This is a genomic window from Colwellia sp. BRX9-1 (assembly GCF_014077195.1).
Taxonomy (GTDB): domain Bacteria; phylum Pseudomonadota; class Gammaproteobacteria; order Enterobacterales; family Alteromonadaceae; genus Colwellia_A.
Genome location: NZ_JACGVM010000014.1, coordinates 17,161 through 31,521, shown reverse-complemented (window position 1 = coordinate 31,521; position 14,361 = coordinate 17,161). Strand labels below are relative to the sequence as shown.

Sequence of the window (14,361 nt, the reverse complement as noted above, 5' to 3'; positions counted from 1 at the left end):
AGTTCCAATATTATCTATAGATTTTATTGATCAGCATATACAAGTATACTATCAGACAAATTAATGGGCACCATGGTACTTGGCTGTTTTTACAAACACAAGAATTCAACTCGAAAAATAACAAATAAATATATTCTCGCTTTAATAGCGGTTTTTATCTGCTTTAAATACGTTACAATAGCCACTTTTTTAAACTACTTAGGCTAACTATGTCTCAATATTTAGTACTCACAGCAATGGGCGCAGACAGAACAGGAAGTGTAAGTGAGCTCACTAAGCTGGCGAGTAAATGCGGCTGTAATATTATTGACAGTAGAATGGCGATATTTGGCCTAGAGTTTTCTTTGATTATGTTATTAAATGGTAGTGCGAAAGCGATTAATCAAATTGAAAATAAGTTACCTGCCGTGGCAGTCAAGCTTGAATTAACCACCATGATGAAAAGAACCTCTGGTTATAAAAAAAGAGAGTTCACCCATCATTATCAAGTTGATTATGCCGGTATCGACCAACCTGGTTTATTAAAAGCGGTGACCGCATTTTTTGCCACCCGCAATATTGACTTATCATCGTTAAAATCAGAAATTGACCCCGTCACTAATCAAATGCGCGCGACCATTTTAATAGCCTTAACCGAAGACACAAGTATTGCACAGCTAGAAAGCGACTACTTTGAACTATGCGAACAAGTTGATGTGCAAGGCTGCATTAAAAAAGTGAATTCAAACCTTATATAAACTACATACAAGCAGGATACCCATGAAAACAATAACTGTTGGCGAAACCGCACCACTATTTACTTTACTTGATGAAAATAGCGATAAAGTCGCTTTAGCTGATTATATTGGTAAAAAACAAGTACTGGTCTATTTCTACCCTAAAGCCATGACCCCAGGCTGTACTGTGCAAGCACAAGGCCTAAGAGACAGTAAAAGCGAACTTGAACAATTAAATACAATAGTCTTTGGCATTAGTCCCGACGAACCGAAGAAGTTAGTTAAGTTTTGTCTGCGCGATGCATTAAACTTCACGTTATTGTCAGATGTTGATCACAGTGTTGCTGACGCCTTTGGCGTATGGGGATTAAAGAAGTTCATGGGAAAAGAATACGACGGCATCCATCGTTTAAGTTTTTTAATTGGCTTAGATGGCAAAATTAGCCACGTATTTAATAAATTCAAGACAAAAAACCACCATGAAGTTGTTTTAGACGTTTTAAACACTAACGACTAAAAATTAACCGTAACGGTTAGCTTATTTGTTTTAGGCTAGCCGCATAAATAGAATGCTATAATGCCTGCTCCTTTAAAATACCTTTCAGCCTATTCTTTAGATATTCAACATAAAGTACAAGCAATGATAACGGCCAAGAAGTTATCTGCCTATTTGTTGGCAAAATACCCTGTTACCCATCAAATATATAACGATAAAGCCCTGCGCAGCTATGTAATGGATATTAAAAATCAGTACTTAAAGAAGTCTGAACCATTAAGCCAGATAAAGTACGACGATAAAATTCATGTTATTAATAACGCATTAGGCCTGCACACTTATGTATCAAGGGTGCAAGGCAGTAAGCTGAAAAGTAAAAATGAAATACGCATTGGCGCTTTATTTAAAAAAACGCCAGAAACATTTTTGCAAATGATCGTTGTTCACGAACTTGCCCATTTAAAAGAAAAAGATCATAACAAAAATTTCTATAAACTTTGTCAGCATATGCAAGCAGATTATCACCAAGTAGAACTAGATTTACGCATTTACTTGACCCAAGTAGAGTTATTTGGCGATATTTACAATTAAGCTTGAAGCCTATTTTAACGCAAGCTACAGTAATGAAAATATCCTTATAATAAATGCTGATGAATATTACTCATGTAAAAAAACGTATCGTACTTACTGGCGGCCCTGGTGGCGGTAAAACCACAGCCGTTGATCTTATTCGCCGTGAATTTTCAGGGAAAATAGCGACCGTCCCCGAAGCAGCAACGATGATTTTCAGTGGCGGCATTGCTCGTTCAAATAATAATCATGTACTAAAAATACAACAAACTGCTATTTTTAATTTACAAAAAAATTTAGAAGATATTCAGCGAGCGACTTTTGAGCACAGTATTATTTTATGTGACCGAGGCTCTTTAGACGGCCTAGCTTATTGGCCAGGCAATGATGATGAGTTTTTCCAAGCGATGGATACCACGCTTGCTGATGAGTTGGCACGTTACGATGCGGTCATTTTTTTTGAAAGTGCAGCAAAATCAGGTGAAAGTATCAAAAGTAATAATCCCATTCGCAATGAATCAGAAAAAGCGGCTATCATTCTTGACGATAAACTACAGACTATTTGGTCACAACATCCTAATTTTAACTTAATCCACAGTGCTGAATCTTTTATCAATAAAGTTATGTTTGGTATCACGACCATTGAAGAAATTATCGAGCAGTATCAAAAAGACTCAGGGTAAAGTTTACCTTAGAGCACCTCTTTAAGCGGTACCCTGTTCAGGAAAGTCACTATTTGATGGCCAAGCATTTAAAACGGCCTTAACTAAAGTTGCTAGGGGAATAGCAAAGAATATTCCCCAGAAACCCCACATGCCGCCAAATAAAATAACAGCAACAATAATCGTTACTGGATGGAGATTTACCGCCTCTGAAAATAATAATGGCACAATAATATTGCCATCAATAGCTTGAATAATACCGTAAGCTATCATTACATAACCGAATTCGCTACCGGTGCCAAATTGAAATAAAGCCACCAACAAGACAGGAAAAGTGACGATAGTAGCGCCTACATATGGCACAAGTACAGACAACCCCACTAAAACACCAAGTAATACCGCATAATTTAGGCCGAGGACGATAAAGGCTATGGTCGATGCAGCACCAACAATAAGGATTTCAATCACCTTACCACGAATATAATTCATGATTTGTTGATACATCTCATCGCCTACTTTCGTCGCCATTAAACGTTCTTTAGGAAGAAATGAGGTAAAATTTGAAATTAATACTTTTTTATCTTTTAGAAAGAAGAACACCATTAACGGCACTAAAATTAAGTAAATCATCAAAGCAACAATATCAGAAATAGAATTAAGAGACGCTTTTAAGGCAACTTGTCCCCATTCAATTAACTTATCATTGACGGCAGAAATTAATGTTTCTATTTGTCCGGCATTAATTAAATCAGGATACAACTCGGGAAGCGTCAACAAATAGGTTTGTCCCTGAGACACCATTTGCGGTACTTCTTGTAATAAATTACTACTTTGTTGCCAAATAACGGGCATTAGCCCAAGAATACCGACTAAAGAAATGCCGATAAACCCCGCTACAACGATACCCACGGCAAATGTTCTTGATAAGCCAAGACGGACTAGACGATGGACAGGTAAATCTAATAAAAAAGCGATCGCAATAGCAACAAAGACCGGCATAAGTAAGTTATTAAATAAAAAGACAAAAAGAAAGGCACACAAAAGAATAACCATTAAAGTTACTGCGTTTGGATCAGAAAACTTACGTTTATACCATTGAGAAAATAATGAAACCATTTATATAACTTACCTGTTGGATGAAAGGGGTTGAGGGGCTTTACTAATAAAAAGTTCAAGGGTGTCTTTTTCAAGCCAAGACTCTTTATAGTGGTAACCTTGTTTCGTTAATAGTTTAGGAATATCCTTGATAGAGCCTTGGTCAGATATTCTCAGTAAACAAAAATCAGCATTCGACATTTTTTTTAACAATAATCGCAATTGTACTAATGGCACAGGACATTTTTCCGAACTGGCATCATATTCATAGATCATCACTACATACCACTTAAAAAATCATCAGATAACAATAATTGTCACCAATAACAGTAAACAAACCTTTTGTTTGATTATCTAATTTGCGACAATTGATTACAATGTTATTGTATTATTTATTTTGATTTGTTGGCAAATAAGTACTGAGGTGAAATGAAAGAGTTACCGATAACAGCTAGTTTAAAAGAAATTACTGCTCATAAAAAGAAACTTAATTGGGGTGATGTACCTGCTATCTATCATATGGCGGCATCTTCAATTAGTGATATGGACGGGATTTTAACGCATGGTTTTGATAGTGCCTATAAACAATTATTTGATAAACGTAATTGGAACTATGCCTTTTTAGAGGCGACGGCTGATAACGATGGCACTATTAACGTTACCCAAAAGCCAAAAATAGCCTTACGCCATTGCTATGATGAACAAAATTATGAACTTCACTGTTATCCGATAGTCAAAGGTGAACGACTCTATACACCATTATCACAAAGTGCCTTATGTCCATTTGTGCAATGGTCACCCGAAAACATGCAAATGCTATTTAGGATCAGTAGTTTAATTTCCTTTATCGTTTTTACTTTTAAAAGTGGTGATCCAGCAGATTTAGCGTTAATAAAGTACTCACATAAACGTGTGCAAGAGCTAATAGCTCAACTGAGCCAATCATTTGAAATAGTCGATGTAGTGGGTTATTCCATTGCAGATTTTTGTAAAGAGTTATATCGAGGAAAACCAAATTTCACGATAGCTGATTTACTTGATACACCGGATATAAATACGGAATAATTAATTTGCCTTATAAACGTAAGCTTAAAATAAAATCATTATTATTTACCTGCGCATTAACAACATTAGTTGCTAGCCCATACGGCTTTTCCCAAGAAAATAATAAAAATAAACTTCCTGAAATTGGCACGGCTGGATTTAGCGTTCTATCTGTTGATAAAGAACGCCAGATAGGTAACGCAATGATGCGTCATATTCGCGCTTCTCAGCCGTTGGTCAATGACCCTGTTTTAATCGAATATATTAACGATTTAGGCAACCGTTTAGTCAAGAATGCCCAAGATGTTAATTACAGCTTCGAATTTTTTATCATTAGAAATAAAGAAATCAATGCCTTTGCCTTTTTTGGGGGCCATGTTGGTATTCATAGTGGCTTAATTACCCTCGCTGATACAGAGAGCGAACTAGCCTCAGTAATCGGTCATGAAATATCTCATGTAACCCAGCGTCACTTGGCCCGAAGGCTTGAGGCTCAAAGTAGAAATCAACCACTAGCCACTGCAGCATTAATTTCAGGGGTATTACTGGCATTAGTTAACCCATCTGTTGGTATGGCTGCATTAACCACAACAATGGCGGCGTCAAAACAATCAAGTATTAATTTTACCCGTGGCAATGAGCAAGAAGCCGACCGTGTTGGCATTGCCCTACTCGCACAAAGCGGTTTTGATCCGCAAGGTGCCCCCGATTTTTTTGGAAAAATGGCAGTGAAATATCGTTATACTTCAAAGCCACCAGCAATGCTATTAACTCATCCGGTGCCTGAATCTCGCATTGCCGAAGCGCGTGTCCGTGCTCATGGTTTAGAAAGTCGTCCTTCAGCTCCTAGTTTAAACTTTGCGCTCGCAAAAGCGCGTATTCAAGCGCGTTACGAATCAACGGCCCTGGAAAACATTGCAACTTTTGAAGATAGTATAAAAAAACAAAACTACACTTATAGAGCCGCTGTTGACTATGGCTTAGCTTTATCATTATTTGAAAATAAAGAGTATCAAGCGGCTAAAAAAATACTTGAAAGATTGCTCATTGAAGATAAAAACAATCTATTCTATGCAGATGCACTAACCGATGTTTATATTAAAACAAAAGAAGTAAATAAAGCGCTGACTATGCTCAGTGCCCTTAATTTATTGATGCCAAATAACCAAGTTGTTACCTTAAACTTTGCCAACGCTCTCGTTGAAAACAGTCAATATTCAGAAGCTGAAGTGCTTTTACAAGACTACCTGTTAGTTAAACCAGGTAATTTTATCGCTTATGATATATTAACGACTGTCTATGAAAAACAAGATAAAAAAGCACTGATGCATGCGACAAAAGGCGAAATCTTTGCACTTTTAGGTGCATACTCTCGCGCGGTCGACGAATTGCAAACAGGCTACAATTTTACAGATAATCAACCGTTAGTCGAAAAACGTATCAAAGCACGAATATTGCAATTTCAAGATCAAGAACAAAAACTTAAAAGACTATAATCCATATTACAGAAGCGTTTAGAATAGGTGCTATAACGGCCTATTCTATCGATTAACCCGTAAAATTATTTAATTTTAGCACCCATTGAGATCTAACCATGTTAACGATTTATCATAACCCTCGCTGTTCTAAAAGCCGCCAAACCTTGGCGTTGATTGAAGAAAACAACCAAGAGGTTTGCATTGTAGAATATTTAAAAAAACCACTGGATGAAAGCACTATCCAGTCACTTTTATCACGTTTAAATGTTTCCCCTATTCAAATGATGCGCACTAAAGAAAGTGAATTTAAAGAACAAGCATTAGCTCAAGCAACCGACAAGCAACTCATTGAAGCTATGGTGAACACCCCAAAACTTATTGAGCGACCAATTGTTACTACGCAAACGAAAGCTATCATTGGCCGACCTCCTGAAAACGTTTTAACACTCTTTTAATTTCAATTTAAAATTTAATTCAACAAGTTAGTGAAACAATTTGCTAACCAACAGGATACCTTTCATGACCAAGCCACAAAGATTTTCAACTTCAACATTTAAAAAAACAACCTTAATTGGCTATTTTTCTTTATTATTTTTTATGCCGCTTTGGCTAATCTATTTAAACCCTTCACAAGGTTTGTCGCCGATATTAAGCTTATGCTTATTCACAGTACCACTGTTATTTCCTCTAAAAGGATTACTGGCAGGTAATCCTTATACCTATGCTTGGTCGAGCTTTGTCGTTATGATTTATTTCCTACACAGTTTAACCACGCTGTGGGTATCTCCAGCAGATGTAGTTTGGGCATCATTAGAGCTTATATTTGCCACAATGATGTTTATTGGTGGCAGTTATTACGCGAAATATAGAGGTCAAGAACTAGGCTTGAGTATTAGAAAGGCTAAAGATAAAGCGTAACGCTTCAATAAGAATTTTATAACGTAACCACCATTATAGTTAAGGGCTGAAAATGAAAAATATTCTGCATATATTACTGCTAATACCTATTTTATTTGCTTGTAACAATAATGGTGAGGTCACTAAAATTATCACCGTCGACGATGAAGTGAAAATTGCTCAGGCGATCGAATTAGTTTTACTCGCTCCCTCGAGTAAGGTGACTGACATTATTTGGACGCAGACGGCTGGCGAGCCCGTGGTGTTTTTAGCCTACACCAGCAAGGTTATCGCTTTCACACCTAACACCGCAGGCGCATATAGTTTTAATGTTTCATTTACACTAGAAGATGGTAGCAGAGAGTCACTTAACCACTCTCTTAGTGTAACCAATGAACAAGGAGAGATTTCTGCGCGTCTGGGTCATGCTGCTCTAGAAGGTAGTAAAGTGTCATTGCGCGCTTCGTTAACAAGTAAGCTTTTAAGCGATAGTTTAGTTTGGCAACAAACTGCCGGTCCAGAGGTCAATTTTACGGCTGAAAATACCCAGGGTGATTATGCAGTATTCTTTAATGCGCCGGAAGTTACTAGGGATACGGTAGTAGAATTCACCGTATCCTCAGGGAGCTATTCTGACAAAGTAGCGGTACTTATTGAAAATGCTGAACCTGTCCCAACTTCAGATAATACCGCTTATACTGAGCGTTTAGCACGGGTATTCCCCTTTGTTGCAAACTCGTCTTATGCCGATGTACTCGTCGATTGTGTTTATAGTAATAAAATTAACTTTGCGCGAACATGTGCATTTAATACCTTACCATTAATTGCACATGATACGACCACACCAACGGTTGATGACATAATGGACCGAGTGATCGTTTCTCATTATTGGATGGGAAAAAGATTTCGAGAATTCCTTGAAAATTATGACCCCTACAATGATTTCAAAAATTTACTAAGAGCAAATACTGCCATTGTAATTTCTTATGACATTAGACCCTCATATTACTGGGTGGTCAGTGGCGCTATTCACTTAGATGCTAATTATTTTTGGTTGACCCCTGATGAGCGAGATACCATAAATCAAGCACCTGACTATAGAGCGTCCTTTGGTGGAGATCTTAATTTTGCTATGCCTTGGCGTTATGTAAAAAATAATAATTACACCACTACTTTTATATCTGACAATGACAGGGTTACTCGCCAACCTAACGATGTTTTATACAGTTTAACGTCTTTGATGTACCACGAACTTGCCCATGCCAACGACATTTTCCCGAGCACTAGTTGGTCAGCTTTAAACAGAGACCAAACAATATTATCAGCCGCACAACAGATAGCAGATAATAGTGGCTTTAAATCTGATCAGCTAAACAACACCCTTCCCTTACTGGGTGAGGAAATGTACGCCTTAGCTCAGGTACGTTTTCAGGGGGTTGACGCATCAAAAACACAAAACGCTTATCAACCCAGCGATATTAAAACGTTTTTTAGTGGCGAAGCTGCGCCTCAGTTTTATAATTACTCAAGTATTCGCGAAGATTACGCTATGCTTTTTGATGGTTTTATGATGAAAACTCGCTTTGATATTAATCGAGATGTCGCTATAACTAACGCCCCTAAAATTGCGAATGAAAATTATATCGTTAATTGGGGACAGCGCGGCCGTATTGGCGATGAAAATATTAAACCTCGAGTATTATATGCCGTAAGTCATATATTGCCGGAAGTAAGTGACATTGAAAACTTAGTAAATAATTTACCGAGTCCAATCATGATGAACGCTGGTGAAAGTTGGGCTAATAACTTAAATATAAGCCCCGTTAACAAAGAGCAAGCAGGATTGCAAAACGTTTCTGCTCAACCCAAAGATAGACGCTTTATTCAGTATGAGTTTTATGAAAAGCCCAGCCCTTTAAAATAAAATAGCTTTAATAAATGGGATGGTGATTTTTCGTTGTTCTCTTATTGATGCTTCGTCAAGCTCGGCTAAAGCTAAGATCAAGTGACTCATTTCACGTGATAAGTGACTCAGTAAGTATTTAGCCACTTCATCACTTAATAATAAACCTCGTTGTTGCGCTCTAAATTTTAAGGCGATTAACTTTTCTTCATCATCTAGGGGTTTGATTTGCTCTGTCATTCCCCAAGATAATCGAGAGACTAAATCGGCTAAGCCAAGTTTCAATTGTGAAACACTTTGATCTCCAGTAATAATCAAGCGTTTATTATGCTCAATAACACGGTTAAATAAATCAAAGACCGCTTGTTGCCAAAGCTTGTCCCCAGCAATTAATTGCACATCATCTAAGCAAATCAAATCAATATTTTCTAAACCATCAAGTACTTCAACCGACAACTGTTTTAATTCAGAAAAAGATAAACAAACGGATGATAGACCTAATTTCTCAGCAAAAGTACAACTGGCATGAAGTAAATGTGATTTACCAACACCTGACAAGCCGAATAAGTAAAAACTATTGACGTGCGCAGACTCTACCGAATGTTGACTGGCTTTAATAAACGACTTTAACTGCTCAGTTGCCGAATAATTAGCAATACTTTGGAAACTTGAAAACGTTTCATCATCGGGTAATTGAACTGACAAGGTTAATTGAGAAGTGACTTTCACTAGGGTTTCCAATAAAAAACAGGGACAGCACCGACCACTTTTTCGGCAAGCGGGTCATCAAAAAGGTCTAATTGCTTATTCAGCTTTAATGAAGCGAGAAAGGCTTGTCCTGAACTCTTTAAAACCAATTCAAAGCGGCGATTTTTCCCCGAAGCGCTGAGTAATTTTACCGATTTAACTGATGATAATTGTTCAAGGAATCGCTCTAATTCAATAAAGCTTTTTAGTGATGATATATTGGCAACATCAATAATATAATTGTTATCAATATCACTATTTAAAGCATATTTTTGATAAATTATATCACTAATAAGAGAAAGCGCAGTTTTTAATAACTTGTCAGGAGCGTCACCGTAGCTGATTTCACCAAAGATTTGTCCGGTGATTGTATCGCGATTGTAGTCTTGGGCATCGGCGATAAAACTCCAGTCTAGTGCGTATTGTTGACGTTCTTTTTGGCATAAAAAACAATCATCAACCTGTTCATCACTTTCTTGTTGAGGTAATAAACTACTGTTTGATAAACGAATAATTATTATAGATTCTGGATTATAGCGCAGTGATGCCATTTGTACTTGTTTGGCAAAGCGTCCCCAAACATCAAAAGTAGAGATGGTATTTACATCGGTTAAGTCCATTAAGGGCATTAAAATAGGTAAGCCCCTTAACGCTGAAAATTTTTCGACACTATTAGGTAAATTGTAACTCACTTGTAGTGTTGCATTATTGGAAAAAGACGAGTGGCTTGCATTAGAAATAGTCGTACGGCGTAAACCATTCTCTTCAACGAGCCACAATAAAATTTGTGGCCGTAAACTTCCCCAAATTGGGGCGTTGGCATCTTCAAACAACTGATTAATTTTGCTTTCGTCAAAAGTAACTAAAAGCTCAGTCTGCTCAGCATTACGTTGATAACGGTATTTTACAACATAGCCACTGACATTTCTAAGGCCACTTTTTATGGTTGAGTTGGACAACAGCGCTTGTTGTCCCCCCACTTTAAGCACCACCGCGCTCATTGCTTGTTGCAAGGCGAGCTTTCGCTCTGAGTCGGTTTGTGAGTTAACGATAACCTTTGCGTTGTATAAGTTTTTAACTTCAACAGCCAAAGCGGTCATTGAAGCAAAGAAATTACTTAAAACAACAACTAATACAATAAGATATCTAAGCATATTTTTTAAGTTGATTATTTTTATGTATAAGATCTTATCATAGTGTTAATCATTTTAAACACTAATAAAAAATAATTTATTATAAAGATTTTCACCACGCCATTGCGCTGGTAGAATGCGCCATTAAAGTTCTTATGCTAATTAATTGAGGTTTCCCCCGTGAGCGAACAAAAACAGTCTCTAAGCTATAAAGATGCTGGCGTTGATATAGATGCAGGTAACGCCCTAGTAGAAAACATTAAAGGTGCAGTAAAACGTACAACTCGTCCTGAAGTGATGAGTGGCTTAGGTGGTTTTGGCTCAGTATGCCAATTACCAACCGGTTATAAAGAACCTGTAATGGTTGCGGGAACAGATGGCGTAGGTACAAAACTACGCTTAGCAATTGATTTAAACAAGCACGATACCGTAGGTATTGATTTAGTGGCTATGTGTGTCAATGATTTAATCGTTCAAGGCGCTGAACCTTTGTTCTTTTTAGATTATTACGCGACAGACAAACTTGATGTAGATGTTGCTTCGGCAGTTGTTGCTGGTATTGCTGATGGTTGTGTATTATCAAACTGTGCTTTAGTTGGCGGCGAAACCGCTGAAATGCCAGGTATGTATCACAAGGGTGATTACGACATCGCTGGTTTTTGTGTCGGTATCGCTGAAAAATCCCGTTTAATTGACGGTACAAAAGTAGCATCAGGCGACCAATTAATCGCTTTAGCTTCTTCTGGCGCGCATTCAAACGGCTTTTCATTAATTCGTAAAGTATTAGAAGTTAATAAGACTGATACCAACGAATTATTAAATGGTAAGTCAATCGGTGATCATTTAATTGAGCCGACTAAAATTTATGTTAAATCTGTTTTAGAATTACATAAGCAAGTTGACATCCATGCCTTATCACATATCACTGGCGGTGGTTTTTGGGAAAATATTCCTCGTGTATTACCAGAAAGCGCTCAAGCCATTATTGACGGTAACAGCTGGGAGTGGCCAGCGATCTTTAACTGGTTGCAAGATAATGGCAACATTACTACCCACGAAATGTACCGTACCTTCAACTGCGGTGTTGGGATGATCATTGTTGTACCTGCTGCTGACCTTGCAAAAAGTATTGAAATTTTATCGGCTCACGGTGAGAATGCATGGCACATTGGTGAAATCGCTGATATGCAAGCAGGCGCTGAACAAGTTGTGATTAATAAAGGTTAATTCTATGCCATCAAGTAACATGCAAGACAATAATTTAACCAGCAATATTGTTGTGCTAATCTCTGGTGGCGGCACTAATTTACAGGCGATTATAGACGCCTGTAAAGCTGCAGATTATCCAGGAAAAGTGGTTGGGGTTATTTCAAATAAAGCCGATGTATTCGGCTTAACTCGCGCTAAAAACGCTGGCATAGCCCATTGCGTACTTTCTCATAAAGATTTTAGCAGTAGAGAAATTTACGACCAAGCGTTGATCAAGCAAATTGATTTATACCAAGCTGATGTTGTTGTTCTGGCTGGTTTTATGAGAATATTAACACCTGAGTTTGTGCAACACTACCAAGGTAAGTTAATCAATATTCATCCCTCTTTATTACCTAAGTATCAAGGTCTACATACCCATCAACGGGCGATTGATGCCGGTGATACTGACCATGGTGTTAGTGTACATTATGTTACAGAAGAACTTGATGGTGGCCCAGTAATATTGCAAGCGAAAGTACCTATTTTTGCCGGTGATACCGCTGAGGAACTTGCGCTAAGAGTTCACGAACAGGAACATAGAATTTATCCCTTAGTGGTAAAATGGTGTTGTAATCAGCGCATTTCTATGCACAATGATACTGTACTTTTTGAAGGTAAAGCGCTCCCTGCTTCTGGCTATGCGAGTGAATAAATAAAATATTAAATGATAGGTAATTAAATGCTGAATAAATTATGTTGTATTGCTCTAGTATTAGCCTCACAGAGTAGTTTAGTTTTCGCCAATGAAGCAAAAACCACTCAAGCAGAGCAACATGTTATTCAGCCTTTTACTGCTAAATATAATTTGATACGTTCTGCTGATATTTTAGGTAGTGCGACAAGAACGTTAGAATACTTAACACCTGAACAAGCTAAATATAGTTATAAAACAGATATTGAATGGTTAATATTTTCAGATAACCGTCAAGAAGTATCACTCGTTAAACTCGATCACCATAAGGTGACACCTCAGCAATATAATTTCCAACGAGACGGCACCGGACCTGATAAAGAATATGCTTGGCAGTTCAATATTCAGAATAATATTGCGAAGAACCTCAAAGACAATTCAGAGGTTAATATTGATTTTCCTGTCAATATTCAAGACTCACTCAGCTATCACTTGCAGAATCGTTTAAATTTAATTAAAAATCCTGAGCAAAAACTTTTTGTGTATCCGGTGATGAATCATTCGGGTAAAGTTAAAAATTATGTTTACCAGTATGATGGTGAAGATGAATTAATGCTGCCTTTTGGTATGATAAAAGCGGTTAGATTAAAAAGAGAAGTCATTGAAAAGAAAAAAATCACCTACGCTTGGTTCGCTCCAGAGTTAAATTACTTGTTGGTTAAAATACAACAAATAAAATCTGATGTTGAACAGTTTGATGCACAATTGACTTCACTTGAAGAACATTAATATTCAACCTTCAACACTTCTTGCCCTGAAGCAATAGACTCACCCAGACAAAATAAGTGCCACTGCCCTTTGGTCATTTTGTGCCAAGTTTCATTATCCGTTAATGGCTGAGTGGCGATAACCGTAACTACATCATTTTCTGTGGTTTCTTCGGTGAAATTAATAACTACTTCAGCATCAATCAAACTGGCTTTACCAAACGGCGCTCTACGTGTTATCCAATGTAGGTTATTTGCACAATAAGCAAATAAATACTGGCCATTGGTGATATTGACATTAAATACACCCAGCGCATTTATTTTGACACTCAACTCGGCGATAAATTTAAAGAGTACCGTTGCTGCTGGTTCTTTATCCGCAAACTTAAAATGAAGTTGGTCTAAGATCCAACAGAACGCGTGTTCGCTGTCGGTAGCCCCAACAGGAATGTGTAATTTAACAGGCAGTTCAACCTGGACATTCTTCAATTGTCCATTATGTGCATAAGTCCAATTTCTTCCCCACATTTGACGGGTAAAAGGATGAGTATTCTCCAAAGAAATACCGCCAGAGTTTGCTTGTCGAATATGACAAATAACCGCTTCACTTTTTATTGGATAATTGGTGACTAACTCGGCAATCGGTGATTGTGAACTTGGTAAAGGGTCTTTAAAACTTCGACAGCCTTTACCCTCATAAAAAGTAATGCCCCAACCATCCTTATGCGGCCCAGTATTTCCACCACGCTGCATTAAACCACTAAAGCTAAAGCAAATGTCAGTGGGGACGTTCGCACTCATTGCCAGTAATTCACACATAAATTAATTTCCGAATAGATAATTAACGTTATTATCCTATAAATAAGGTTACAACGATAAATATATTTGTAATTTATTGTACATAGATTTAAGCTAAATACATGGTCAGACCTCTTTATTTTTATCTTTAGGTTTTTATTTTTTAAAAGGAA

Annotated in this window: 17 protein-coding genes; 12 read left to right on the top strand and 5 right to left on the bottom strand. The window is 37.4% G+C overall.

Translation table 11 applies throughout. From position 1 onward, the window contains the following. Positions 1-209: 209 nt before the first annotated feature. From H4J76_RS13300 to H4J76_RS13285, 4 genes are read left to right on the top strand one after another with little or no spacing between them, the layout of a single operon-like run. A complete protein-coding gene (locus H4J76_RS13300; protein ID WP_182222245.1) occupies positions 210-737 on the top strand; it encodes a glycine cleavage system protein R in 528 nt (175 codons plus the stop codon). 22 nt (positions 738-759) lie between these two features. Continuing rightward, complete coding sequence (bcp, locus tag H4J76_RS13295; protein ID WP_182222244.1) at positions 760-1,233, top strand: thioredoxin-dependent thiol peroxidase; 474 nt, start codon at positions 760-762, stop codon at positions 1,231-1,233. Positions 1,234-1,293: 60 nt separating this feature from the next. Beyond that, on the top strand, positions 1,294-1,803 hold the full coding sequence (locus H4J76_RS13290; protein ID WP_070373884.1) for a YgjP-like metallopeptidase domain-containing protein: 510 nt from the start codon (positions 1,294-1,296) through the stop codon (positions 1,801-1,803). 59 nt (positions 1,804-1,862) lie between these two features. After that, positions 1,863-2,465 (top strand): AAA family ATPase, encoded by a 603-nt coding sequence (locus tag H4J76_RS13285; protein ID WP_182216113.1) that lies wholly within the window; start codon positions 1,863-1,865, stop codon positions 2,463-2,465. Between the two features lie 21 nt (positions 2,466-2,486). Here H4J76_RS13285 and H4J76_RS13280 read toward each other — a convergent pair whose 3' ends face one another. Further along, positions 2,487-3,560 carry an AI-2E family transporter gene (locus tag H4J76_RS13280; protein ID WP_182216115.1) on the bottom strand — a complete coding sequence of 358 codons (1,074 nt, stop codon included), beginning with the start codon at positions 3,558-3,560 and terminating at the stop codon, positions 2,487-2,489. 9 nt (positions 3,561-3,569) lie between these two features. Further along, positions 3,570-3,815 carry a sulfurtransferase TusA family protein gene (locus tag H4J76_RS13275; protein ID WP_182216117.1) on the bottom strand — a complete coding sequence of 82 codons (246 nt, stop codon included), beginning with the start codon at positions 3,813-3,815 and terminating at the stop codon, positions 3,570-3,572. Between the two features lie 153 nt (positions 3,816-3,968). Here H4J76_RS13275 and H4J76_RS13270 point away from each other — a divergent pair, with 153 nt between their 5' ends. From H4J76_RS13270 to H4J76_RS13250, 5 genes are all read left to right on the top strand, one after another. After that, complete coding sequence (locus H4J76_RS13270) at positions 3,969-4,604, top strand: hypothetical protein (protein ID WP_182216119.1); 636 nt, start codon at positions 3,969-3,971, stop codon at positions 4,602-4,604. Between the two features lie 5 nt (positions 4,605-4,609). Next, positions 4,610-6,079: a M48 family metalloprotease gene (locus H4J76_RS13265; protein ID WP_259364976.1), complete on the top strand. Its 1,470-nt coding sequence runs from the start codon at positions 4,610-4,612 to the stop codon at positions 6,077-6,079. Between the two features lie 98 nt (positions 6,080-6,177). After that, positions 6,178-6,516 carry an arsenate reductase (glutaredoxin) gene (gene arsC / locus H4J76_RS13260; RefSeq protein WP_070373889.1) on the top strand — a complete coding sequence of 113 codons (339 nt, stop codon included), beginning with the start codon at positions 6,178-6,180 and terminating at the stop codon, positions 6,514-6,516. Positions 6,517-6,580: 64 nt separating this feature from the next. Then, positions 6,581-6,979 carry a DUF2069 domain-containing protein gene (locus H4J76_RS13255; RefSeq protein WP_182230794.1) on the top strand — a complete coding sequence of 133 codons (399 nt, stop codon included), beginning with the start codon at positions 6,581-6,583 and terminating at the stop codon, positions 6,977-6,979. A gap of 52 nt (positions 6,980-7,031) precedes the next feature. Further along, the gene (locus H4J76_RS13250; RefSeq protein ID WP_182230793.1) at positions 7,032-8,882 is read left to right on the top strand and encodes a hypothetical protein; all 1,851 of its coding nucleotides are present in this window, start codon (positions 7,032-7,034) and stop codon (positions 8,880-8,882) included. On the opposite strand, the gene hda is transcribed toward H4J76_RS13250, so the two are convergent. Further along, positions 8,874-9,590 (bottom strand): DnaA regulatory inactivator Hda, encoded by a 717-nt coding sequence (gene hda, locus H4J76_RS13245; RefSeq protein WP_182169642.1) that lies wholly within the window; start codon positions 9,588-9,590, stop codon positions 8,874-8,876. The genes H4J76_RS13250 and hda overlap by 9 nt on opposite strands. Beyond that, on the bottom strand, positions 9,590-10,762 hold the full coding sequence (locus H4J76_RS13240; protein ID WP_182230792.1) for a DUF2066 domain-containing protein: 1,173 nt from the start codon (positions 10,760-10,762) through the stop codon (positions 9,590-9,592). Before H4J76_RS13240 ends, hda begins: the two co-directional genes overlap by 1 nt. Positions 10,763-10,921: 159 nt before the next feature. Here H4J76_RS13240 and purM point away from each other — a divergent pair, with 159 nt between their 5' ends. The 3 genes from purM to H4J76_RS13225 are packed head-to-tail and all read left to right on the top strand — an operon-like array spanning position 10,922 to position 13,412. Further along, the gene (purM, locus tag H4J76_RS13235) at positions 10,922-11,968 is read left to right on the top strand and encodes a phosphoribosylformylglycinamidine cyclo-ligase (RefSeq protein ID WP_070373894.1); all 1,047 of its coding nucleotides are present in this window, start codon (positions 10,922-10,924) and stop codon (positions 11,966-11,968) included. Between the two features lie 4 nt (positions 11,969-11,972). Further along, positions 11,973-12,644 carry a phosphoribosylglycinamide formyltransferase gene (gene purN / locus H4J76_RS13230; protein WP_259364965.1) on the top strand — a complete coding sequence of 224 codons (672 nt, stop codon included), beginning with the start codon at positions 11,973-11,975 and terminating at the stop codon, positions 12,642-12,644. A 27-nt stretch (positions 12,645-12,671) separates the two neighbouring features. Next, a complete protein-coding gene (locus H4J76_RS13225) occupies positions 12,672-13,412 on the top strand; it encodes a DUF3108 domain-containing protein (protein ID WP_182216127.1) in 741 nt (246 codons plus the stop codon). On the opposite strand, the gene H4J76_RS13220 is transcribed toward H4J76_RS13225, so the two are convergent. After that, positions 13,409-14,209, bottom strand: a complete 801-nt coding sequence (locus H4J76_RS13220; protein ID WP_182216129.1) for a class II glutamine amidotransferase — start codon at positions 14,207-14,209, stop codon at positions 13,409-13,411. The two genes, H4J76_RS13225 and H4J76_RS13220, sit on opposite strands and share 4 nt — an antisense overlap. Between the last annotated feature and the right edge of the window lie 152 nt (positions 14,210-14,361).